Below are 22552 nucleotides of genomic sequence, written 5' to 3' on the forward strand. Positions count from 1 at the left end.
CCATGGCCGTCGACCCGATCACGATGACGCTGGTGCAGAAGCGTTTGGATCACATCTCTCGCTACATGGGCTGGGCGATGACGCGGACCGCGCAGAGCCCGATCTTCAGCGAGAGCCACGACTTTTCTTGCTTTCTGAGCAATGCTCGAGGCGATGCGCTATCCGTCGCAGACGGTCTTCCGATCCACACTGGCGGAGGGGATTTTGCCGTTCGCGCGGTGCTTCGCGATTATGGCGGTGATCTCCACGACGGCGACGTCTTCCTCCTGAGCGATCCCTACGAAGCGGGAGGAAACCATCTTCCGGACTGGACTATAATCCGCCCGATCATCGTCGATGACAGGTTTCTTGGGTTTGCGAGCAACAGGGCGCATCAATCCGACATCGGTGGGGGTGCAGCGGGAACCTACAATGCTGCGGCGACCGAGATTTTTCATGAAGGCATCCGGCTTCCCGTCCTCCGCCTCTTCGAGCGCGGGCGTGTGCGCGAAGACCTTTGGCGCCTCCTTCTGCTCAACAGCCGCACCTCGGATCTTCTTGACGGTGATCTTGCCGCGATGGTTGGCTCGACGCGCACCGGGCGCGACAGGGTTGTCGCGCTCGCTCGCGAATATGGTCTCTCTGAAACTGAGGGGGTTTTCAGCGCGATCCTTGATCATGCACAGACGCTGATGAAGGAGATGATCCGTACAATTCCCGAGGGGGTGTACTATGGCGAGGATGTTTCCGACACCGACTGCTTTGAGGCGATGGACGTGCCCGTTCGCGTCACCCTTACGGTAAAGAATGAGCATCTGCATGTCGACTTCTCTGGCAGCGCGCCGCAAATCCGCGGCTTCAAGAACAGCTCGATTGCCAATACGAGTTCGGCGGTCTTCCTCGCGGTGATGTCGTTCTTCAACGGGCGCGTACCGCAGAACCAGGGCGCCATGCGGCAGATGACGATTGAGGCACCGCCCGGCACTGTCGTAAATGCCCTTCCGCCGGCGCCAATGACGATGAACACCGTGCATCCGACGAGCGAGATAGTTCACGCCGTCTGGCGCGCCCTTGCGACGGCCATGCCTTTGGAAGGCTATGCCGGCTGGGGAAAGACTTGCTACTGCATTTCGTCGGGACGGAAAGACGACGGCAGAACGTACGTGATGTATCACTGGAACGGGTCATCCGGGGCAGGAGCCGTCCGGGGGCGCGATGGCTTCCCTGCGGCCGGACAGCTCTGCACCCTCGGCGGGATGAACCTGCCCAATGTCGAGACCTACGAGCAGATCTATCCGGTAAAGATTCATCGTTCCGAGATGCGAAAGGACAGCGGGGGGGCAGGCGAGTTTCGCGGCGGAACCGGCCTTGAATATTCCGCCTCGACATATCAGCCCGCAGAGTACTCGTTTCGCAGTGAAGGCAGCCGCAAACCAACCGGCTATGGCATCGTAGGCGGCGAGCCAGGGGTGAAAGGCACAATCGCCGTGACGCTGTTGGACGGCGGCGAAGCGATTGCCGTTCCACAATATGGAATCATGCAATTGGGATCCGCAAGGGTGGACGTCAGCTCTCCAGGTGGTGGCGGCTTCGGAGATCCGCTCAGGCGGGATCCCCTCGCCGTTCAGCGCGACGTGGTAGACGAGATTGTGAGCCCCGAGATGGCCAGGGATGTCTACGGCGTCGTCCTCAGCTCCAATTTGCTTGCAGTCGATCTTTTGGCCACCGAAGCGCGAAGGCAAGAGCTTTTGGGGGTACGCTGCCCCACGCCTTGAGGCCTGGCCGCGCAAGTCAAAAGTCGCGCTGCTCGGCCCTCTAGTTTGCCGGGCAGCGGGGGTTAGTCCCGAACGTAACCTCGGAGCTGAGTAGGAGAATATGCGTGTATGGAAATGAAGCATTTGATCCTGATTGACATTAAATGGTTCATGTGAACCAGTCGCCATCTCAACAAAAGTGGTCAAGGAGTTCGGACATGCAGCCCATTTCAAGCTTAGGCCATAACCGGGGAGAGGTCGTTGGGCCGAAGTCTCGCGACGAGTTTCAACGAGCACGAAGGATAACGCCAGGCGGAAGCATGCGTGCTGCCCCTTTTTTCGCTCCCCAGCCGCCTTATGCCGTGTCTGCAGCCGGCTGTTGGATCACCGACGCGGACGGCAGAAAGGTCTTCGACTGCGCAAACAACTTCTTCTCGCTCGTTCATGGCCATACCTTTCCGCCGGTAATTGAGGCGCTGCACAAAGTGCTGGACGACGGCACCGCATTCGGGCTTCCGACCACACGTGAGACCAGCCTTGCGGAAGCGATCAGCGCGCGCTCGCCGAGGCTTGAGCAGGTCCGCTTCACCAGCTCCGGCACCGAGGCTGTCATGTACGCCGTCAAGGCCGCGCGCGCGATTACAGGGCGCCCGATGATCGCGAAGTTTGAGGGCGCATATCACGGCGCTTACGATCATGTGGAAGTCAGCCTTGATTCTGCTCCAATGAACTGGGGCGATTCATCGCCCAAGAGTGTGCTCTACGCCAAGGGAACTCCCGTCTCCACCGCCGCGGAGGTTCTGGTCCTCCCCTACAACGAGCCCGAGACGTGCAGAGAGCTCATCCGTGCACACCATGAGCGTCTCGCCGCGATCCTCGTCGATCCGTTCGCTTCCCGCGTCGGCATGGTTCCGATGGACGCGGATGTGCGGGAGGTCATCCAGGATTGCTGCAACCGTTACGGCATCCTGCTTGTGATCGATGAGGTCGTTTCATACCGCATCGGTTATCATGGCGCCCATGCTACGTTCGGCTTTGAGCCGGATTTAGTGGCTTTGGGAAAGATCATCGGCGGAGGCTTGCCTGTTGGGGCCGTCGCAGGGCCTGCGTCACACATGGCGGTCTTCGATCACACCAAGGGCAAGCCAGCCGTCTCCCACGGCGGCACGTTCAGCGCCAACCCGCTCAGCATGACAGCTGGGCTGGCGGCGCTGCAATCATACACTATGGATGCCGTGGCCCGTCTTAACCGGATGGGCGATATGCTTCGTAGCGAAATCACTGAGCAACTCAGAAGGCGGGAACTCCCCGCGCAAGTTACGGGCATGAGCTCCCTCTTTCGGCTCCACCTGAAGACTGAAGTTATCCGAAACTACCGGACCTCGTTCCCGAGCGCCTTGCAGAAGACTGCGCTGGCAAAGGTACACCTCGCAATGCTGGAACGGGGTTTTCTGATGACGCCGAGTTGCTCCGGCGCGCTCTCTACACCGATGAGCAAGACCGATGTCCAAGATTTAGCCACCGCCCTCGTGGATGCCATTCATGAAACTTGGAAACAATCTCCGTGGGAGTGATCGAGCAAACGGCGGAAAGCGCAGTGGCGGCAGCGCTCGCACCGGCGGCCTTGCAGATATGACTTGAGGTGCGAGGGGGATGTCAATGACCACGCAACTAAATGCAGAAGTTCGGCACGAAACACCTGCCTCGACTCGGTCGGAGGAAGCGTACGCACGCGCGTTGTCGGTATTTCCCGACGGTACGAGCCGGGTAACGATCGAACGCGATCCAATTCCGAAGTACATGGAGCGAGGCGAGGGCGCTTATCTCTTCGATGTCGACGGAAACCGTTATCTTGATTTGAACGGGAATTTTACGACCCTCATCCACGGACATGCATTCAAACCTGTCGTCGAGGCGGTCTATCGGCAGCTGGCGAGCGGCAGTTGCTTTGCCAATCCGACGAAGATGGAAATCGAGCTTGCGAGCATCCTTTGCGAGCGGATTCCGAATGTCGATCGGGTTCGATTTGTAAACACCGGCACTGAAGCCGTAATGTTCGCTATCAAGGCGGCACGAGCCTTCACCGGCAAGGCAGGGATCGCCAAGTTCGAGGGAGCCTACCACGGCGCCTATGACTGGGTTGAAGTCAGCCAGTCGGCAAGCCCAGACAACTGGGGACCTGCCGACGATCCGGTCTCGGTGCCGTTGTACAAGGGTATGCCGGAAAGCGTTCTCCAAGAGACGCTTGTGCTGCGCTTCAATGACACCGAGCTGCTTGAGAAGAAGCTCCAGGCCCATGCACAGCGGATCGCGGCCGTCGTAATCGACCCGATGCCGAGCCGGGCTGGCCTGATAGCGCCGAACACGGACTTCCTGGGGGCGCTGCATCGGCTCTGCCGCCATCACGGCGTGCTCATCATCGCTGACGAAGTGCTGAACCTGCGCCAAGGCTACCACGGCGCATCGGCGCGATACGGACTGAAGCCCGACCTGATCACCATGGGCAAGATAATCGGAGGTGGGCTGCCCATTGGCGCGATCGGCGGACGCGAGGAGGTCATGCAGGTCTTCAGCGCCAAGTCCGGGCGCCCTCTCCTGCCACAGGGTGGAACGTTCTCGGCCAATCCACTCTCGATTGTAGCCGGCATCGCCGCAATGCGCGCTTTGGACAAAGCAGCGTTCGCTCGACTCGACGAGCTGGGCGACCGGCTGCGCGCCAACCTCACGGAGATTATTGCCCAACGCGACGCTCCGTTTGCCGTGACCGGAGCAGGCTCCCTGTTTCGAATTCATCCGATGCGGCGGAAGCCGAGTGAGTTCAGGGACACGGCAACCAATCCAGCCCAACCCGCTATCCTAAGGACCCTCTCGCGCTTCTTTTCCCGTCACGGCGTCATTTTGCCGAATGGGGCGGCCGCGTGCCTGTCAACGCCGATGGGAGAGACTGAGGTCGACGCGATATCCGACCTGTTTTGTCTCTTCCTCCAAGAACACGCAGCAGACATCAACAATATGGAGACATCGGAGTAATGTCCGTGGAAACTGTAGCAGAACGGATTGCAGCAGCACTGCAACGCAACGGCGTCGAGATGATTTTTGCCCAGAGCCTACCCTCGGCGGTGGTTCTGGCATGCGAAAAGATCGGAATCCGGCAAATCGCCTATCGCCAGGAAAATATGGGTGGGGCAATGGCCGATGGCTACTCCCGCATGTCGGGCAAAGTCGGCGTCGTGTGTGCCCAAAATGGGCCTGCCGCTACGTTGCTCGTACCGCCGCTTTCCGAAGCGCTTAAGGCGAGTATTCCGGTGGTGGCCTTGGTGCAGGAGGTCGAGCGCCACCAGCTCGACCGTAACGCATTCCAAGAACTGGACCACATCGCCCTTTTCTCGGCCTGCTCCAAATGGACGCGACGGGTGATAACGGCTGACCGGATCGAGGACTATGTCGACTCCGCGTTCATCGCTGCCGCCAGTGGCCGGCCTGGCCCAGCCGTGCTCCTGCTTCCGGCCGACCTGCTCCGCGAGAATGTTCCGACTGGCGCGCGCGGCCGGACAGGGAAATACGGCACGTGGCCCCTCGACCCCATCCGCCCGAGCGACGAGGCGCTCGAGGCTGTGGCCAAGTTGATCGCTCACGCCGAGGCGCCCGTGGTGCTGGCCGGAGGCGGTGCGGTTTCGCCGCAGGCGAGCAAGGCGCTCGCCGAGCTGCAAACCATGGCCCATCTACCCGTCTTCACAACAAATATGGGCAAAGGTGCTGTCGATGAGCGCGCGCCCCTTGCTTGCGGCGTCCTTGGGGCTCTGAATGGCCCCAGGTCCCTCGGCTACCGCACGCGCGCCATCATGGATGAGGCAGATCTCGTCTTTCTCGTCGGCACCAGGACCAACCAGAACGGAACCGATAGCTGGCGTTCGATTCCTTCTACAGCGACGGTCGTTCACCTCGACATCGATCCTTGCGAAGTCGGCAGGAACTACGAGTCTGTCCGCCTCGTCGGAGACATAGCCACTACAATTCAAGCCCTGACTGCAGCGCTTCGATCGGAGGATCTCTCCAATCGCTCGGCCAAGAAGGTTTCGCTTGAACGTCGCATCGCCGAAGCCTGGGAGCGATTTGAGCAGGATCGCAGCATCTTCAGCGGCAGCAACCAGACGCCGTTGAGGCCAGAACGCATCATGCGCGACCTGCAATCGCGTATGACGCCGGAAACCATCGTCGTGGCGGACGCGAGTTATTCTTCAATGTGGATCGTCGGCCAGCTCCGCACACTTCGGGCAGGGCAGCGGTTCATCGCTCCGCGCGGCCTGGCAGGTCTGGGATGGGGCTTGCCACTCGGCATGGGCGCCAAGCTGGCAAGACCCGACAGTCCTGTTGTCGTACTCGTCGGAGACGGCGGGTTTGCCCATAGCTGGGCAGAACTCGAAACGCTCCTGCGGTCCGAAATCAATCTCACGGTGATCGTGCTCAACAACGGCGTGCTCGGCTTCCAAAAAGATGCCGAGACCGTGAAGTTCGGCGGCTATACGACAGCCTGTCACTTCGCTTCCGTCGACCATGCTGCTCTCGCCAAGGCCTGCGGCTGCGAAGCGATCACAGTCAAAAATCCGGGCGACATTGGGTCTGCCCTTGACCGCGCTCTGTCCTCGAAGACGCCGGTGCTCATCGAAGTCATCACCGATCCTGATGCGCACCCACCGATCTCCCTTTTTACGGGCACCCTTGGCGAACCATCGGAACTGGTATGACGACGGCGCCTTTCACGAAGGTTGCCGTTGTCTCAGGAGGGTCATCGGGAATTGGTTTGGCCTGTGTTCGCCAACTGCGCGTCGCCGGTTGGGACGTGGCCTTTTTTAGCCCGAACGCGAATTCCACGCGAGCCGCCGAGCTGGCGGTTCACGAGGAAATACCGACCGGCGGCCGCCTGCTTGCCGGCGCCGCCGATCTTCGAGATCATGCGTCGGTTCGTAACTTCTTCTTGCGGGTCCATTCGGAGCTAGGAGCAATTTCGGGCCTCGTGTGTAACGCCGGATATTCACCGAAGGGCCCGAACGGTCGCACTGCTATTTCCGACATACCTCTCGATGAGTGGGATGAGGTCATCAAGGTTAATCAGACCGGGACCTTTCTCTGCTGTCAACTATCGCTGCCCGATATGGTGACGATGGGAAATGGGCGCATCGTCGTTATCGGATCGGTTGCCGGCCGAACCGTGCCACGCATTGCGGGGGCGAGCTACGTCGCATCCAAGAGCGCTTTGGTCGGCCTGGCTAGGTCGATCGTCAGCGAATACTCCCACCAAGGCGTCACAGTAAACACAGTTTGCCCGGGCCGAGTCCTGACCGAGATGACTGGAGCACCGGACGCGCCCGCGAACCTTTCCGCCCTAGAGCGCATTCCAATCGGGCGGCTGGGTCGTCCAGCCGACATCGCGCGGGTGGTCGATTTTCTCATGCGCGAGGACTCCGACTTCATCAATGGAGCGATCATCGACGTGAACGGAGGGGAAGTTCGTTCCCGCATGAACGTCCAGTATCATCACCCCGACTAAGGTTGGAACCACATGACTATGCCTGACTTTGAACTGGCGAAACGTGCCGCTGACGAAATCGCTGAACGCACCAAGACAACCAAGAAGTCTGAAATGCGACAGCGCTGGCCGACGCAATGCCTCGTGGATGGCGAATGGGTGGGGGAGCCTGAATTGCCGGTGCTCAATCCCTCAACCAACGAAGAAATCGCGAAGGTTCCCGATTTCGGCGCGGCAGAGACTGCCAAGGCCATCGCAGCGGCCAAGCGGGCGTTCCCGGCTTGGGCAGGGCTCCTTGCCAAGGAGCGATCGACGACTTTGCGCCGATGGCACGATCTTGTGGTGGAAAATGCCGACGAGTTGGCTCGGATACTAACCAGCGAACAGGGCAAGCCGTTGTCTGAAGCCAAGGCCGAAATCCTCTACGCGGCCTCCTTTTTGGAATTCTACGCCGAAGAAGCAAAGCGGATCTATGGCGAGACAATTCCAAGCCACATCCAGGACGGCCGCATTGTGGTGATCCGTCAACCAGCGGGCGTCGTTGCCGCAATCACGCCCTGGAACTTTCCGGCGGCGATGGTAACCCGCAAAGTTGGCCCGGCCCTGGCGGCTGGCTGCACGGCCATCGTCAAACCTGCGCTGGAAACACCGCTCACGGCATTCGCCATTGCGGCCCTGGGTCAGGAGGCAGGCTTGCCCGCCGGCGTCCTCAATATAGTGACGGGAAATGCTCACGCGATCGGAAAGGCACTCTGCGACAGCTCGGATGTCCGCGTGCTGAGTTTCACCGGTTCCACGGCGGTCGGGAAGCTCCTGATGGCGCAGTGTGCGACAACCGTGAAGAAACTCGCGCTCGAATTGGGTGGTAACGCTCCCTTCATCGTCTTCGATGACGCCGATATCGATGCGGCTGTCGCCGGAGCGATGGCGTCGAAATTCCGCAACATGGGCCAGACCTGTGTTTGCGCGAACCGCATCTATGTCCAGGATTCCATCTACGATGCGTTTGCCGACAAGCTTGCGACCGAAGTTACGCGGCTCCAGGTCGGGGACGGCATGGCCGAAGGCATTGCCCAGGGACCGCTGATAAACCAAGCCGCGGTTGCGAAGGTGGAGGAGCATATTGCCGACGCAGTGGCGAAGGGTGCGCGCATACTGACGGGGGGTACTCGTCATGAGCTAGGTGGCACCTTCTACAAGCCGACCGTGCTTTCCGACGTCACCCAGTCGATGAAGGTCGCCCGAGAAGAGACGTTCGGACCGCTTGCCGCTCTGTTCCGGTTCAGCGGTGACGAGGACGTGATCGCGATGGCGAACGACACCGAGTTCGGCCTCGCCGCCTACTTCTATGCACGCGATATCGGCCGCATCTGGTGCGTCGCAGAGGCGCTTGAGTACGGCATGGTCGCGATCAATAGTGGACGTCTCTCAACCGAGCTCGCTCCCTTCGGAGGCATCAAGGAGTCGGGCATCGGTCGCGAAGGATCACGCCACGGCATCGAAGAGTACACGGACCTGAAGTTGATGCTTATTGCCGGCATCTAGTCAAACACCGCCTCTGCTCCCCAGACAGACAAGCGATGTTAACATTATATGATTAGCGCTATTTGGTGCATGATGGAGAGCAAAATGGTCCGGGTGTTCGTGTCAAGCCTGTTCCACGAGGGCAATAGCTTTAGCGCGATCCAAACGACGTTTTCCAGCTTCTGCGTTGTTCGCGGGCCTGCGCTCACGGCCAAGGCACAGGTCTCCAACGCATCGCTTGGCCGGCCCACAGACGTCTCGAGCGTGCAGGAGCGCGCATCCTTACCTGGCCTCTCAGCAGTGGCTCCGCCGGGCGGGGCCGATTGTCGATGCCGTCTATGAACGCCTGCGTGATGACATTGTCGCAGCAGTACGAGAGGCGGAGCCAGACGGTGTTTACCTCGACCTTCACGGGGCCATGGTGACCGAAACGCTAGACGATCCTGAGGGCGATCTCATCGCCGAATTCGGAAAGCCATCGGGCCGCGGGTCGTCATCGCCGTCAGCCTCGACCTGCACGCTCACGTCACCGACGCCATGCTTGGGAACGCCGACTTCTTCGTCGCCTGCAAGGAGAACCCGCATACAGACTATGCTCTCGCGGGGGAACGAGCCGCGGAACTCATGCTCGCGATGCTCCAGGACAGGATTCTACCGGTTACGGCCGCCGTGCGCCTACCTATGATCGTAGGCGTCCAGATGGAAACCGCGCGCGGGCCGCTCTGGTACACCGGTTGCGTCGCCAGATCTCGGCGCAGGGGCCGTCCGTCCTAGACATTTCGATTACAACACGACGATGCTCGTCGACGTTTCCGACGGCGGCCAGTGCATCACGGTGACCACTGATGGAGCGGCGGATTTGGCCGCCAAGATCGCAGCCCGGCTGGCACACGAGCTTTGGCTGAGACGGTTCGCCTTCAAGCCGGATTTCGTGCCTCTCGAGGACATGCTCGCGGATGTGGCGGCGGGAAGTCTGCAGGGGCCGGTCATCGTTGGCGATCAGGGCGATCGAGTGCTCGCAGGGACGGCGGGAGATGGAACCGTTATCATCAGTGAACTGCTCTCGCACGCCAGGGCATTAGCCGGGCCGGGAGGCAGGCGCACGGTTCCCGTGGAGGCCGTGCCGACCGGGCCAGGCAAGACGTCGCTCGCCAAGGGAGAGATCATCGAGGCGATCCTGCTCGACAGGCGCGCGCCTCGCTCCGGCGATGCCTATCTGCGTTTCATTCCACGCACGGAGATGGACATCGCCGTGGTCAGCGCCGGGGTGAACCTGACGCTGGATGAGCAAGGTGTCGTCAAGGCGGCCCGCGTGGCGCCTGCGGCTACCAGTGCCGGCACGCTGTCGGCCGCCGGCGAGGCGTTGCAGAGATTGCCGACGATTGTGCAGCGTCCCTGCACCTGTTTCGAGCCAATCAGCTTCGCCGCTTCGACGACGCCCGGCCACTGCCTGTTCAAGGCCGCGCTCTCTCCCATCAGGGCGCAGGAGACCGCCGCACCGATGCTGAAGGTGGGTGCGGCCGCGCCCACGGTGCTGCTGGTCGAAGAGGCAGCCGAGGCCCTTATCGGCAGGAAGCTGGACGAAGCGGCACTCGAGCGGCTGGCCAAGGTCTGTTCGGGCGCCTGCCGCCCCATCGACGACAAGCGGGGCACGATCGAGTTCAGACGGAAGGTTGCGGGCGTGCTGGCCAGGCGGCCGCCATGACCGCCTATGCGCGTGCAGGAGGCAAATGATGGCTGGTGTAGCGGTTTCAACGACAATCAACGGCGACAGCGTCGAATATCTCTGCCAGCCTGACGAGACGCTGCTCGACGTGCTGCGCGATCGGCTCGGGCTGACCGGCGCCAAGGAAGGCTGCAGCACCGGCGACTGCGGCGCCTGCAGCGGCCCTCCGCCGTTTCCCTGATCTCGCCCAGTCCGTCGATCGCCTTGATGTCGACGATCAGGTCGGGTTCGACAAAGCCGCCCTTCATCGTCGCCGAACGCTCCTTCAAGACCGAGCAGACGCACCAGGGCTATATCGAGCCGCATGCCTGCGTGGCGAGCGTCAGCTCCGACACCGCCGACCTCTGGGTCTGTACGCAGGGGCATTTCGTCTACCGCCAGCATTGCGCCCAACTGCTTGGCATGGAAGCTTCCAAGCTGCGCGTCACCTCATCGGAGATCGGCGGCGGCTTCGGCGGCAAGACCCATGTCTGGGCCGAGCCGGTGGCGCTGGCGCTGTCGCGCAAGGCCGGACGGCCGGTCAAGCTGGTGATGACGCGCGACGAGGTGTTTCGGGCCTCCGGGCCGACCAGCGCCACCTCGATCGACGTCAGAATCGGCGCCCGCAAGGACGGAACGATCACCGCGGCCGAGGCGACGCTGCGCTATTCCTGCGGCCCTTATGCCGGTATGTGGGCCGAGCTCGGCGCCATGACCGCGTTTGCCTGTTACAATCTCGCTAACGTCAAGACGGTCGGCTACGAAGTGCTGGTCAACCGGCCGAAGACCGCGGCCTATCGCGCGCCATCGGCGCCGATGGCTGCGTTTGCGGTGGAAAGTGCCGTCGACGAGCTGGCCAAGGAGATCGGCATGGACCCGGTCGAGTTCCGGATCAGGAATGCGGCGCAGGAAGGCACCAGATCCTCCTACGGCCCGGTATACGGCCCGATCTGCATCGGGCCGACGCTGGAGGCGGTGAAGAACCACCCGCATATGAAGGCGCCGCTCGGCAAGAATCAGGGCCGCGGAATGGCCTGCGGCTTCTGGTTCAATTTCGGCGGCCAGACCTTCACCGACCTCAACATCGGCATGGACGGTTCGGTCTCGCTTGCCGTCGGAACCGTTGACGTGGGTGGTTCGCGCGCCTCGCTTTCGCTGGTGGCGGCGGAGGAGCTTGGTATCCCCTATGAGCAGATCAAGGCGGTGGTCGCCGATACGTCCAGCCTTGGCTACAACGACATGACGGACGGCAGCCGCGGCACGTTCTCCTCCTCGATGGCGACGATCTCGGCGGCACGCAACGCCATCAAGGTGTTGCGGGAACGCGCCGCACAGACGTGGGACATTCCCGTCGACGACGTGGTCTGGGAAAAGGGCCACGCCATCGCCAAGGGCGAGAAGTACGGCAATCTTGCGGCGCTGTCGCTGAAGGAGATTGCGGCCGCGTCAGGAAAAACGGGCGGGCCGATCGCCGGCCACAGCGAGCTCGTCGCCGACGGCGCCGGCGTCTCCTTCGCCACCCATATCTGCGATATCGAGGTCGATCCGGAGACCGGCGCGACAAGGGTCCTGCGCTACACAGTCGTGCAAGATGCCGGCAAGGCGGTGCACCCGACCTATGTCGAGGGGCAGTACCAGGGGGGTGCTGCGCAAGGCATCGGCTGGGCGCTCAACGAAGAGTACATCTACGGCAAGGACGGGCGGCTGCAGAACCCCGGCTTCCTCGACTACCGCATCCCGGTCTGCTCGGACCTGCCGATGATCGACACGCAGATCCTCGAGATCCCCAATCCCAACCATCCTTACGGGGTGCGTGGCGTCGGCGAGACCTCGATCGTGCCGCCGCTGGCGGCGATCGCCAATGCGGTGTCGAACGCCGTGGGCGTGCGGATGACGCATATCCCGATGTCGCCGCCGCGGATTCTCGCGGCGATCGAGGCGGAACGGGGAGGCTGATGGTCGAAGTAACGCTCTGGGGATCGCTCGGCGCAATTGCCGGAGGCAAGAGCAAGGTCGAGATCGAGGCGAAGGATATTCGGGAGCTGTTCAGGAAGCTGGCTGAGCAGTATCCTGGCCTCGAGCCCTTGATCGACCGCGGCATCGCCGTCGCCATCGACGGGACGATCTATCGCGACACCTGGTCGAAGGAATTGCCAAAAGGCGCCGAGATATTCCTGCTGCCGCGTCTTGCCGGAGGATAGCTGGACAATTGTCAACGGCGGTCGCAATCTCTTCGTCCCATCCCAGACCAACCGCTCCGCAGCACAAATTCGAACCCATCGACGCCACGCCATGGCCGCGTGGGAAGCCGTGAGTGCACGGCCTGTCTGAAAAGCGCGGTGTAGGCCTCACGCGGCTACATTTTAAACAACGTGACCACGCCGGCGCGCATAATCAGGGCCGTGCTTCGGCACTATCGGCGGATAGTCTCGTAGGAAACGACGATCCCGCGATCGAACAGCATTTCCTCGACATCGCGCAAGCTCAGATTGAAGCGGAAGTAGAACCAGACACCACCGCTATCCGACCGAAAGCCCGGCCCTGATTATGCGCGCCGCATACGCCGCAAGGCACCAACGAAAGACGATGTCTGGCACCTGGATAAAGTCGTGGTGCGCATCAACGGTCAAAAATGCTGGTTGTGGAAGGTTGATCAGGACGGATATGTGCTCGACGAGACTGTCCAGACGCGTCGCAACACCAAGGCCGCCAGGCGCCTGCTGACGCGACTTCTGAAGAAGCAGGGTCTACCGCCAAAGCGTGTGATCACCGACACGTTGCGCTCCTACGGGGCGCCAAACGCCAGCTCATGCCGAACGTGGAATACGCTCGCATAAAGGCTTGAACAACCGGGCGGAGAATTCTCACCTGCCGTTCCGAAACGGGAACGAACGCGACAGGGTTTCCGGTCGGTCGGCTCAATGCAGCATTTCGTGTCGATCTTCTCCGCCGTCCGAAATCTCTTCGTCCCATCCCAGACCAACCGCTCCGCAGCACAAATTCGAACCCATCGACGCCACGCTATGGCCGCGTGGGAAGCCGTGAGTGCACGGCCTGCCTGAAAAGCGCGGTGTCGGCCTCACGCGGTCACATTTCAAACAACGTGACAACGCCCCGCCAGCAATTCGCCGGTCGACGGGTTATGAACCTCGAATGGTCCCCCTACTAACTGGCGTGCCAAGTGCCGGCATTGAGGTCGATGGCGCCAAACAGGTCCGGGGATTTCAGGTGGCGAATTATCGATTGGAAAAGCGGCAATACTGGTAATGCGGTACCTTGGTCTTGGCAGGTTGTCAGACTGCCCTGCGCCTCCGGCTTTCCCATAGAGCCTTGGACGGATGGCGGGTAGACCCACCATGAATCCTCAACCGGAGGGGCCAACGAACGTGAACTCTAGAGGTGACGCAGATGTCGCCACCGACCGCAGCCTGAAAGGCCTATGCCAATACCAGCCAAACCCCGGCGTGCCCCGAAAGCGCCTGGCCAACCGGATTCTGCAACGATGTCTGCCGACGCCGGTCCTATCGTGTCAGGGTCATATGGAGGGCATCGCGATAAAAGTACGCCATACAACGCCGCCTTTATCAACCAAAGACAGCTACGGCTGACTTGATGATGATTCCGCCGTCTGGGCTTCGGCGCATAGATGACCGCTCTCCAGCCGTCTCTGCGGTCCGCAAGCTGATCCCCAAGGTCGTCAGGACATCGATCGAGAGTAGGCACTGGTCAGGCACGGCTCCGGACCGGGCTTAGGCACATCCATCAAACCAAGTTCCAGTGCACGCTCTTCCGCGGCTGCCTGAGCCGTATCAATCTGGATTCGAGATGGTGTTGGGCGATATTCCATATTTGACCGCCGCGACCATCGCGATGAAACTGCAGAGGAGGGAGCCCACGGTTCGGATATCGGCCGGTCTCGCACTGGCAAGAATTCACTCCAGCAGAGCATGCAAAATGTCCAACGCCACGAGCTATCAGCTTTCATCAACGGTAGGTGACGGCTGGATATACCGGCAAACACGGCGGACCGAAGCAGTGAAGAACAGATCTGCCGCTCAACCGCATATATCGTTGTGGCCCGCATCGTCACGACCCTTGGGCGCCGGACGTGGTGGTTGGTGGTCTGAAGGTTGTTGAATTCGCTGACGGAGCAACCGAGGGAACAGTTCGCGCCGCTACCGAAGTGAAGACCCTCAACTAACGGAAGCGCGCGCGCGAGAAAACCGACCTCGAACAGGGATGCAGAATTGGAGAACGCCATTCACATCGACAACGCCGAGCGCATCAAGGCGCATCTCATCGTCGAAGCCGCTAATGGCCCGGTCACCTTCCAGGCCGATCAATCCTGCGTTCCCGAGGCGGGACGATCCTCACCGATCTCTATGTCAACGCGGGCGGTGTGGTCGTGAGCTATTTCGAACGGGTGAAGAACCTGACCCACATTCCATTCGGCTTGATGGAAAGGCGGCGGCGGGAACGGCGCAACCAGACGATCGCCACTGCGCTCGAGCGGATGACAGGCAAGACGTTTCCCGCCGATATGCGCGACGAGTTTCTTGAAGGCGGCGCTGAGATCGATCTCATTCAATCCGGCCTAGAGGACGTCATGCGCAGCACCTGGGCTCGTATCGCCGACCTCGTTGAGGAGCAGCCGGAACTCGGCGACTACCGGACGGCTGCCGATGTCGCGTCCATTCGACAGGTCGCAGCCGCATATGAGGCCATAGGCATCTGAGCCGTTAGTTTCGGAGCATCACGAAGGGCGCAGGCGAGCGATGGCGAAATTGATCCAGCCAATCGGAGGGGCGATTTCTCGGGTCCGGCACCTTTCTGTCGGCGCTGCGCAACCCGAAGATTTGGACGCGTCCACCGACTGTCTGCGTCTATGGTTGGTTCACCCCCCCTTACCTACCGGTGGGCGCGAGCGGCCGAAATCGGCCCAGCCGAAGCTACAAACTGCCGCCGCTGTCCGGTCGTCACGCGACCGAGACCTATGCGCGGCGCGCCCTGCCGGTGTCCTCCCCACCGGCAGGGCGCCATTTCCAAGCGCTGGATGGGGGCGTTTACAGCGCGTCGGCGACGTTGCAGGTCCACTGCATCGCGCCAGTAAATGGATATTGAGAAGAACAATATGCTCCATATGAAACGCTTATGATGTCGAGCACCTGGACTTGCTTCCACCTGCAAGCAATTGCCGAAGACCCAAGGAAGGTGCTGACAAGGGCAGACATGCAATCTGTCTTCGAAAGATTTTTGGAACAGCTTTCGGAAGGTGTCGATGAGGTCGATTTCCGCAGCGCCTTGGACGATGTGACCTCACAACTCGACTTATTAGCCTTCGCCTAGCTCTCGCTGCCGCCGCGGTCTAGTGATAAGCCCACGCTGATCTCAAACTATCCGGCGCACTGGACAGCGCGCTATCTTGAGCACCAGTACCAGAGCATCGTTCGACGAAAACTGTCCGCTGACCGGATCGTCGATGGTGTGCCTTTGACGGCGCGCGAATACGAGTGCCTCCAATGGGCAGCACGTGGCAAGACGGCCTGGGAGATCGGCTGCATCCTTGGGATCACGCGGCGCACGGCCGCGTTTCATCTCGATAACGCCCGCAGGAAGCTCGGCGTAACCACCAGAAGCCAGTTGGTTGCGCGTTTCCGTGAATTCGAAATCCTCGCATCACTGACAGTCTACCCTGTGCAACCGCACAGGCTGCGCAAGCGTAAAGCTTCGCCTCCAATACCGGGGAAATTTCCCCGCGAGGACGCTTTTGATGATCCAGCTGATTGCACCCGACTGCTACGAGGACTTTGCTGACGACCTGCATGCAATGCATCGCCTGCGCTACCGCGTCTTCAAGGAGAGGCTCGACTGGGAGGTGCGAGGAAATGGCGGCTACGAGATCGATTCATTTGACGCATTGAGACCGCACTACCTGCTGCTCCGCGGGTTTGACGGTTCCGTCGATGGTTGCGTGCGCCTCCTGCCCTCCACATTGCCTCGTCCGCACCGAAGGGTTCGGGCGGCATTGCGATCGCCACCTACGAACTCTTCGCCGGCATGATCGAGTTAGGCCTCTCGCGCCAGCTCAGCCATATCGTAACGGTCACCGACTTGCGCATGGAGCGCATCCTTCGTCGCGCCGGCTGGCCGCTTAGTCGAATCGGCGAGCCGCAAACCATTGGCGTCACCCGCGCCCTGGCAGGCTATCTCGAAGTTTCACCACCGGTCCTCCAAGTGGTGCGGCAAAACGGTGGCATTGGCGGTCCGGTGCTGTGGGCGCCGGTGCTTCGCCGGGTGGCATGATCACGCGCGGGGGAGCACAGTCATGCCCATATCTGTCGCGCCAGATGCCGATCAGGACTGGCAGGATCACTGCTCCTATGACTGCACCGCTCATTTGACGTCGGGTGGATGGGCCTGGGAGTTCTTGCGTCGTAACCCGGCATTCCAGCGTGATCTGCTCGCTGCGCTCCAGCAGGGCAATACACTGTCTCGCGGAGCCCTTGTCGACGTGATCGCTTCGGCCGGCGATCTCTCCGGCTGGGGTGTTTTGTTTCGCCCAGTCTTACGGGCGCAGTGCGGCCGTGTTCTGGTGTCCGCGCCGGTGCGTTAATGTATTGCCGGTCGTCGCGGAACAGCCGTCTGCATCGCCAACCGCACCGCCGTTCGGCCTGACGGCATTGTCATGTCGGGCGACAGTCCTACTAGGGCCAGACGAGAGTCAGCATATCCATCTTCGCAATGCGGAGCATACCCTCCAGCTCGCGGTTTCCGGTGCGGATATCCTGCGGCCCGTTTGCCTGCGTGCTGAGGCGATTTGGCCCGCAGCACTTCTGAAGCATCGCTTGTGGGCGCTCGAGGGTCTCAATGCCCTTTGTCTCGATGGAGAACTGCCCGCCCGCCTGTTTCCGCCCGAAAGACGCGGCGCCCGATTGACCTTCGTTCTTCGCGCCCTCGACGGGTCGCGTGCCGGAGCATCCCATCGCGAGATTGCCGAGGCGCTGATCGGCGAAGGGCGCGTCCAATCCGACTGGAACGATACTCGCGATCACCTGCGCGATCGTCTCTCGTGGCCGCGCGCTGATGAATGGCGGGTACCGGGAACTCGTCTGAAAGGCGTCGCAATCCGCGTTGTAGTTCAGCCGGCGAACAGTTGCTTGCAACCGGTCGTCACCATCCAGTTCGCACGGTCGATACGGCTGCGAACAGCCTTGCGGGCGCGGACCGGTTCAAGGATCGGGTCGATGCCGAGAATGAGATCGGCCATTTCCTCTACGCTGGCATTGTAGGCGCAGGCGTCGAGGATGCGTAGGTAAATGCTGTCTGACCAGGGGACTTCGTCGTACAGAGTTGAGCTTTGGGTCTTATCTGTTCCCGTTGATCGGTTCATGGCTGCTGCGAACCTCGTCAGTTAAGCGCTAACGCAACCAACATATCCCAAACTGGGATTAGTCGCTGAGCCGGTCTTTAAATGACCGGTTCGCCTATATGCCCAAATCTCTTCGATCGCCTCGCAACCAGAGGCTTTTGACCAAGCTAATATCGCTGCGCAATGCCAAAGGCCTGACCCAGGTGCAGGTCGCTGAGAAGCTTGGTCGGCCGCAATCCTTCGTGGCCAAGTACGAGGGTGGAGAGCGGCGTCTCGATATCATTGAGTTTCTCGACGTAGCCGCGGCCCTTGACGCTGATCCGTGCGAGATTCTGTCCAGCTTCCGGTCATAGTAGGCGCCTGCGCGCCTTAAGCGCGCCGATTGCTCGTGAACTGAGCCCGCTTTCTTCGCCAGGCTCAAGCGATCTCGGCCATCCCACCGATTAGGGTTTGTAGCGCATCATCGCCACCTCGCCCCATGACCTCCGCCCGTAGTTGACGGACTTCTGCCAACTGAGCCGACCACGCTCTTGAATCAACTGGAGGTGCCGGTCGCACTGCGTGGGCGACGCCGTCTCCGCGTTGGTGCTCGGCACTCCGGTGGATCGTGGTGGAATGATAACGCTAGGCGACAACACGGTACGCGGGATCACCATCGTACGCGCCATCGGCTGTGACTGAAGCTGGATGCGGCGCGGCGATCAGGATTGTCACGTCACCGATCTGCGCGCGGAGCGCATCCTTCGCCGCCGGCTGGCCACTCGCGCGGATCGGCGACTGCTCCACTCCACACTATTAGCAAGACCCGCGCCGTGGCCGGATATCTGGACACCTCTATGGAGATGCTGGAGGCCGTTCGCCGAAACGGCGGTTTTCATGGGCCATTTTTTGGGCGTCCGGTGGCCTGCAGGGCCGCGTGATGTCAGATCGTTGCTTCCGTGCTTCAAGTGGGCCTGGGTGGTGGGCCTTGCGGAACGCAGCGCCGCCGATACTGGCCGGATTGGTGTGATAAGAACCCGTACGACATCTGACCCGACGAGCCTGGGAGTTCTTGCGGCGCAATTCGGCATGCCGGCTTGATCTGGTCCATGCACTGAAGCGAGCTGAATGGCTGGAACATCGGACATTGCTCGACATCATCGCCCTGCGTCGACCTGGCGCGCTGGGGGCGTTCTGTGCGCGCCGGTGCTCACACGTCTTGTCGGCTGTCGCGGAACAGGTGTCCTAATGGTCGGCGACACCGCCGCTTGAATTGAGGGCGCTGTCGTGCCGTGCAACGGTCCTATTTTCAGTTCGACGGCGGCCAACATGTTCTGTGCGGCGTGCCGACCGACATCTCCAGCTCGCGGTTTCGGGTGCGAGCGTTTCGCTGCGAATTCGTCGCTCCATCTGAAAACACGATCCCACCCTCCGGGACATTATATTGGCGAACTCTAGACCGCGTGGCGCATACTGGAGGTTATTCGCGCGACCAGAACATATTCGCGCGACCAAGAACAACTGACGTCTAGAGGTCGTACCCGCCCCTGCGCTACGTTTCCCGGAGGCGATCCTACCAGTCGGAACAAAACACGTTAGCCGCCGCGTTATTCACTACGGGGCCCACACTCAAATTAGCATACGGCATTTGTTGCAGCCCTGATTCAGATAATTGCAAGTCGAGGGTGAACGGAAATGAAGCGCGAAGACCCCCGTCCGTCCGTCCCAACAACGCTTGCCCCGCTTCGCAACCCGGCATTTCGCTCGATCTGGACGGCCACACAAATATCCAGTCTCGGGTGGCTCGTGCAAACGGTTGCCATCAGCTGGCTGATGGCCACCATTTCGGCGTCCGATCTTATGGTCGCACTCGTGCAGGCTGCCTCCACATTACCGGTGTTCCTCCTCTCAATTCTCGCTGGAGCCATCGCCGATAACTTCAGCCGCCGATGGGTGATGTTTGCGGGACACTGCTTGATAGCATTGGCATCAACGACGCTGATGATTTCTGTGGGTCTGGGATTTGTCCATCCCTGGCTGATACTCGGATTGGGGTTCCTGGCTGGCTGCGGCTTCGCCTTGAATGATCCGGCCTGGCATGCCTCTGTTGGCGATATCCTTGACAAGCGCGACATTCCGGCTGCGGTGACGCTTATGTCTGTCGGATACAATATCGTACGCAGCATAGGACCCGCTCTGGGTGGGACGATCCTGGCCCTCTTTGGACCGCTGGCCGCTTTCGCCTTGGCCGCGCTAAGTGATCTGGCGCCTCTAAGCGCAATATGCCGCACCAAATGGAAAGTTCGCTCTTCGCCTCTCCCTCGCGAGAGAATGACGATGGCGATTCACGACGGAGTGCGCTTCACGGTGATGTCCTTGGAGATTAGGGCGGCGATCGCCCGTGCAACCCTTTTCGGCTTGGCAAGCATCTCCATCCTCGCGCTGCTGCCTCTCGTCGTCCGGGATCAGTTGAAGAGCGGGCCGATCGTCTACGGCATTCTATTGGCCGGCTTCGGCATGGGCGCCTTCATCGCGGGCATGAGCAACGGCTTCCTGAGGCGGATCACGTCTCAAAACAGGCTGGTGGCCTTTGCTTCTGTCGCTTGTGCGGCATGTTGCCTTTGCCTTGCACTTACATCGTCGGTCCCTGTGGCGGCCATTTCGCTGGCACTCGGTGGCGCGGGTTGGCTTATCACCTGGACAGGCATTGACGTGTCGGTGCAGCTGGCAAGCCCAAGGTGGGTTGTCGGCCGCACGCTCTCGATCTACTACGCCTTGAGCGCTGGCGGTATGGCTGCGGGCAGCTGGATCTGGGGTTCCGTCGCGCAGAGCTACTCCTTGACCTTGGCTTTGCAGGCCGCCGCCGGGGCTCTGTTGCTTGTTGCGGCAGCGGGTATACTGTTGCCAATACGTCCATGGGAAGAAACGGACCAGGAAAGTTCGGATTTTTCTGCACCGGAGCTGGCACTCGATCTGAAGCCCAGGAGTGGCCCGATCGTTGCCAAGGTCGACTATTCCATATCGGAGAAGAATATCGACGCCTTTCTGGGCTGCATGCGCGCAAAGCGCCACGCCCTTAGCCGTGCCGGTGCGCGAAACTGGACGCTGCAGCGCAACCTCCGAACGCCTTCACTTTGGACAGAGACATTCCGCACGCCAACTTGGATGGACTTTCTTCGCCTGAATCACCGGCTCACGGCAGCGGACAAGGAAATAGGCCAGAACCTTCTCGCCTTGCATGATGGCGAGCTTCCTCCACGCACCGAGCTTTCGATCGAACGTACGACCGAGGCAGCGCGAAGCCGTGCCTCGACATTCGTTTCTCGTCCTCCGAGGTGACGTCATGGTGAAGCTGTTGGCCGAATGAACGGGCGCGATAAACGAGCTTACCAAAGGAGAGGGTCTCGCGTTGCGCCCTCTACCGTTGTTTTGGTGCTGCAAAGCAGGATTGTCGCGCTGCTCATCTGAGAGCCCGGCCGCACTGACGCTGATCCCGCGACTGATCAGGCCGCCGCAGAAATAGAAGCAGTGTTCGCGGATCCGGTCGCCTGGAATTGACCTTTGGACTCGAAGCTGCAGCTAGAATGGCGCCCGCGCGCCTTGTGGCGCGCGCCGGGTGCTCGTGAACCGAGCCCGCTTTCCTTCGCCAAGCTCAGGCGGTCTCGGCCATCCAGCTTCGCCCCCTGGCGCGGGGCAGCCTGTCGGCTGCTGATGGCCGCCGGCCGTTCGGGCCGGCGCGGTTCATTTGTTGGCCTTTCTCGGTCGCGCGGGGCGGCACTCCCTTCTAGGCCCGCCGCGGCATCCCGCAACCCTTCGCTTCCGCTTCGGGTCCTCCTCTTCGTTCCGGTCCTTCGGATGCGGTCCGCCTTCGAGGGCGGGCCTTTCCGGTCGCGTCTCGCCGCCCACCCCGCTTCCGGGGAAAGGCGCGGGAGATTTGGAGCGGAGGATAAACGATGCGTGCAACCGAAAAGCGTTCTGCCCGCGGCAAGGCCGGCGCAAAGGAGAAGGGCGGCCGCCCGGGCGCGAGCCTGCATCAGGAGATCACCGATCGCATTATTGCCGAACTGGAGCGCGGCACCGTGCCATGGGTCAAGCCGTGGGGCAGGGCGAAAGCTGATCTTGGACTGCCGAAGAATGCCGCCAGCGGCCGCCGCGTTCCGGCATCAACTTCCTGATCCTGTGGGGCGCGGTCATCGAGCGCGGCTTTGCCTGCCAGCACTGGCTGACCTTCCGGCAGGCGCTTTCCCTCGGCGGCAATGTCAGGAAGGGCGAGCGCGGCACGACCATCGTGCATGCCGACCGCTTCATCCCCAAAGACGAGCAAGAGCGCGCCAGGGCCGAGGGCGACGAGCCGCAGGCCGTGCCCTATTTGAAGCGGTTCACCGTCTTCAACGTCGCGCAGTGCGACGGCCTGCCCGAGCACCTCCATGCCGCCGCCGAGCCGCTGCCCGAGCGCGAAATCATCCCCCAGGCCGAGGCGCTCATTCGCGCATCCGGCGCGGATTTCCGTATCGGCGGCGAGCGCGCTTTCTACACGCTCGCCGGTGATTACATTCAGGTGCCGCCGCAGCCCGCCTTTTTCCAGCAGATCGACTACTACCGCACGTCACTTCACGAGTTAGGTTTCATCGCAAGTGTCCTCCTTGTCGCGACGCCTGTTGCTGGGAGGGCCTGACCATGGCTTCTCTCGATCGCGCGGATGTCTACGCCCGCAT

Annotated in this window: 14 protein-coding genes and 10 pseudogenes; 21 read left to right on the forward strand and 3 right to left on the reverse strand. The window is 61.2% G+C overall.

Features of this window, described 5'->3' with window-relative positions; genetic code table 11:
• Positions 1 to 2: 2 nt before the first annotated feature.
• The 8 genes and pseudogenes from NKH13_RS30265 (at position 3) to NKH13_RS30300 (ending at position 9558) form a co-directional block, all read left to right on the forward strand.
• Positions 3 to 1754, forward strand: a complete 1752-nt coding sequence (locus NKH13_RS30265) for a hydantoinase B/oxoprolinase family protein (protein WP_352916467.1) — start codon at positions 3 to 5, stop codon at positions 1752 to 1754.
• A 299-nt stretch (positions 1755 to 2053) separates the two neighbouring features.
• Positions 2054 to 3307, forward strand: coding sequence for an aspartate aminotransferase family protein (locus NKH13_RS30270; protein WP_352916469.1), 1254 nt, complete (start codon positions 2054 to 2056; stop codon positions 3305 to 3307).
• An 85-nt stretch (positions 3308 to 3392) separates the two neighbouring features.
• A complete protein-coding gene (locus NKH13_RS30275; protein WP_352916471.1) occupies positions 3393 to 4763 on the forward strand; it encodes an aspartate aminotransferase family protein in 1371 nt (456 codons plus the stop codon).
• On the forward strand, positions 4763 to 6478 hold the full coding sequence (locus NKH13_RS30280) for an acetolactate synthase catalytic subunit (RefSeq protein WP_352916473.1): 1716 nt from the start codon (positions 4763 to 4765) through the stop codon (positions 6476 to 6478). Before NKH13_RS30275 ends, NKH13_RS30280 begins: the two co-directional genes overlap by 1 nt.
• On the forward strand, positions 6475 to 7281 hold the full coding sequence (locus NKH13_RS30285) for an SDR family NAD(P)-dependent oxidoreductase (protein WP_352916474.1): 807 nt from the start codon (positions 6475 to 6477) through the stop codon (positions 7279 to 7281). The genes NKH13_RS30280 and NKH13_RS30285 overlap by 4 nt, the downstream gene beginning before the upstream one ends.
• A 12-nt stretch (positions 7282 to 7293) precedes the next feature.
• Positions 7294 to 8805 (forward strand): NAD-dependent succinate-semialdehyde dehydrogenase, encoded by a 1512-nt coding sequence (locus tag NKH13_RS30290; RefSeq protein ID WP_502914597.1) that lies wholly within the window; start codon positions 7294 to 7296, stop codon positions 8803 to 8805.
• Positions 8806 to 8889: 84 nt separating this feature from the next.
• Positions 8890 to 9126, forward strand: coding sequence for a M81 family metallopeptidase (locus NKH13_RS30295; protein WP_352916476.1), 237 nt, complete (start codon positions 8890 to 8892; stop codon positions 9124 to 9126).
• A pseudogene (locus NKH13_RS30300) lies at positions 9023 to 9558 on the forward strand (M81 family metallopeptidase). Before NKH13_RS30295 ends, NKH13_RS30300 begins: the two are co-directional and overlap by 104 nt.
• Positions 9559 to 9996: 438 nt before the next feature.
• Here the strand turns inward: NKH13_RS30300 and NKH13_RS35785 are convergent.
• Positions 9997 to 10260 (reverse strand): FAD binding domain-containing protein, encoded by a 264-nt coding sequence (locus tag NKH13_RS35785; protein ID WP_502914598.1) that lies wholly within the window; start codon positions 10258 to 10260, stop codon positions 9997 to 9999.
• A gap of 25 nt (positions 10261 to 10285) precedes the next feature.
• Here NKH13_RS35785 and NKH13_RS30310 point away from each other — a divergent pair, with 25 nt between their 5' ends.
• From NKH13_RS30310 to NKH13_RS30325, 4 genes and pseudogenes are all read left to right on the forward strand, one after another.
• Entirely contained in the window at positions 10286 to 10489 is a 204-nt protein-coding gene (locus NKH13_RS30310) for an FAD binding domain-containing protein (RefSeq protein WP_352916478.1), read from the forward strand.
• A 28-nt stretch (positions 10490 to 10517) separates the two neighbouring features.
• Positions 10518 to 10670: pseudogene (locus NKH13_RS30315) on the forward strand (2Fe-2S iron-sulfur cluster-binding protein); the annotation flags it as partial.
• An 80-nt stretch (positions 10671 to 10750) separates the two neighbouring features.
• A pseudogene (locus NKH13_RS30320) lies at positions 10751 to 12445 on the forward strand (xanthine dehydrogenase family protein molybdopterin-binding subunit); the annotation flags it as partial.
• Positions 12445 to 12690, forward strand: coding sequence for a MoaD/ThiS family protein (locus tag NKH13_RS30325; RefSeq protein ID WP_352916480.1), 246 nt, complete (start codon positions 12445 to 12447; stop codon positions 12688 to 12690). The pseudogene NKH13_RS30320 and the gene NKH13_RS30325, both read left to right, overlap by 1 nt.
• Positions 12691 to 12870: 180 nt before the next feature.
• Here NKH13_RS30325 and NKH13_RS30330 read toward each other — a convergent pair.
• A pseudogene (locus NKH13_RS30330) lies at positions 12871 to 13001 on the reverse strand (IS6 family transposase); the annotation flags it as partial.
• A gap of 19 nt (positions 13002 to 13020) precedes the next feature.
• Here NKH13_RS30330 and NKH13_RS30335 point away from each other — a divergent pair.
• The 6 genes and pseudogenes from NKH13_RS30335 to NKH13_RS30370 form a co-directional block, all read left to right on the forward strand.
• Positions 13021 to 13551, forward strand: a pseudogene (locus NKH13_RS30335) (IS6 family transposase); the annotation flags it as partial.
• A 1179-nt stretch (positions 13552 to 14730) separates the two neighbouring features.
• Positions 14731 to 15224, forward strand: a pseudogene (locus NKH13_RS30345) (Rossmann-fold NAD(P)-binding domain-containing protein); the annotation flags it as partial.
• Between the two features lie 494 nt (positions 15225 to 15718).
• Positions 15719 to 16135 (forward strand): annotated as a pseudogene (locus NKH13_RS35790) (helix-turn-helix transcriptional regulator); the annotation flags it as partial.
• A 124-nt stretch (positions 16136 to 16259) separates the two neighbouring features.
• Positions 16260 to 16792, forward strand: a pseudogene (locus NKH13_RS30360) (acyl-homoserine-lactone synthase).
• Positions 16793 to 16814: 22 nt separating this feature from the next.
• Entirely contained in the window at positions 16815 to 17102 is a 288-nt protein-coding gene (locus tag NKH13_RS30365) for a transcriptional regulator domain-containing protein (RefSeq protein WP_352916486.1), read from the forward strand.
• Positions 17074 to 17493 (forward strand): annotated as a pseudogene (locus NKH13_RS30370) (DNA -binding domain-containing protein); the annotation flags it as partial. The gene NKH13_RS30365 and the pseudogene NKH13_RS30370, both read left to right, overlap by 29 nt.
• Positions 17494 to 17627: 134 nt before the next feature.
• Here NKH13_RS30370 and NKH13_RS30375 read toward each other — a convergent pair.
• Positions 17628 to 17879, reverse strand: a complete 252-nt coding sequence (locus NKH13_RS30375; RefSeq protein WP_352916488.1) for a hypothetical protein — start codon at positions 17877 to 17879, stop codon at positions 17628 to 17630.
• A 98-nt stretch (positions 17880 to 17977) separates the two neighbouring features.
• On the opposite strand from NKH13_RS30375, the gene NKH13_RS30380 reads away from it, so the two are divergent.
• From NKH13_RS30380 to NKH13_RS30395, 3 genes and pseudogenes are all read left to right on the forward strand, one after another.
• Positions 17978 to 18211, forward strand: a complete 234-nt coding sequence (locus NKH13_RS30380; protein ID WP_352916490.1) for a helix-turn-helix domain-containing protein — start codon at positions 17978 to 17980, stop codon at positions 18209 to 18211.
• 1321 nt (positions 18212 to 19532) lie between these two features.
• On the forward strand, positions 19533 to 21176 hold the full coding sequence (locus NKH13_RS30390) for an MFS transporter (protein ID WP_352916492.1): 1644 nt from the start codon (positions 19533 to 19535) through the stop codon (positions 21174 to 21176).
• 614 nt (positions 21177 to 21790) lie between these two features.
• A pseudogene (locus NKH13_RS30395) lies at positions 21791 to 22461 on the forward strand (ArdC family protein); the annotation flags it as partial.
• Positions 22462 to 22552 lie beyond the last annotated feature (91 nt).

This window comes from Mesorhizobium sp. M1348, assembly GCF_040317925.1.
Lineage (GTDB): Bacteria > Pseudomonadota > Alphaproteobacteria > Rhizobiales > Rhizobiaceae > Mesorhizobium.

Excerpts from the sequence above, each read along its gene's own strand:
- NKH13_RS30265 (WP_352916467.1), top strand. The coding sequence starts at position 3 with ATGGCCGTCGACCCGATCACGATGACGCTGGTGCAGAAGCGTTTGGAT.
- NKH13_RS30270 (WP_352916469.1), top strand. The coding sequence starts at position 2,054 with ATGCGTGCTGCCCCTTTTTTCGCTCCCCAGCCGCCTTATGCCGTGTCT.
- NKH13_RS30275 (WP_352916471.1), top strand. The coding sequence starts at position 3,393 with ATGACCACGCAACTAAATGCAGAAGTTCGGCACGAAACACCTGCCTCG.
- NKH13_RS30280 (WP_352916473.1), top strand. The coding sequence starts at position 4,763 with ATGTCCGTGGAAACTGTAGCAGAACGGATTGCAGCAGCACTGCAACGC.
- NKH13_RS30285 (WP_352916474.1), top strand. The coding sequence starts at position 6,475 with ATGACGACGGCGCCTTTCACGAAGGTTGCCGTTGTCTCAGGAGGGTCA.
- NKH13_RS30290 (WP_502914597.1), top strand. The coding sequence starts at position 7,294 with ATGACTATGCCTGACTTTGAACTGGCGAAACGTGCCGCTGACGAAATC.
- NKH13_RS30295 (WP_352916476.1), top strand. The coding sequence starts at position 8,890 with ATGGTCCGGGTGTTCGTGTCAAGCCTGTTCCACGAGGGCAATAGCTTT.
- NKH13_RS35785 (WP_502914598.1), bottom strand. The coding sequence starts at position 10,260 with ATGGGAGAGAGCGCGGCCTTGAACAGGCAGTGGCCGGGCGTCGTCGAA.
- NKH13_RS30310 (WP_352916478.1), top strand. The coding sequence starts at position 10,286 with ATGCTGAAGGTGGGTGCGGCCGCGCCCACGGTGCTGCTGGTCGAAGAG.
- NKH13_RS30325 (WP_352916480.1), top strand. The coding sequence starts at position 12,445 with ATGGTCGAAGTAACGCTCTGGGGATCGCTCGGCGCAATTGCCGGAGGC.
- NKH13_RS30365 (WP_352916486.1), top strand. The coding sequence starts at position 16,815 with ATGCCCATATCTGTCGCGCCAGATGCCGATCAGGACTGGCAGGATCAC.
- NKH13_RS30375 (WP_352916488.1), bottom strand. The coding sequence starts at position 17,879 with ATGAACCGATCAACGGGAACAGATAAGACCCAAAGCTCAACTCTGTAC.
- NKH13_RS30380 (WP_352916490.1), top strand. The coding sequence starts at position 17,978 with ATGCCCAAATCTCTTCGATCGCCTCGCAACCAGAGGCTTTTGACCAAG.
- NKH13_RS30390 (WP_352916492.1), top strand. The coding sequence starts at position 19,533 with ATGAAGCGCGAAGACCCCCGTCCGTCCGTCCCAACAACGCTTGCCCCG.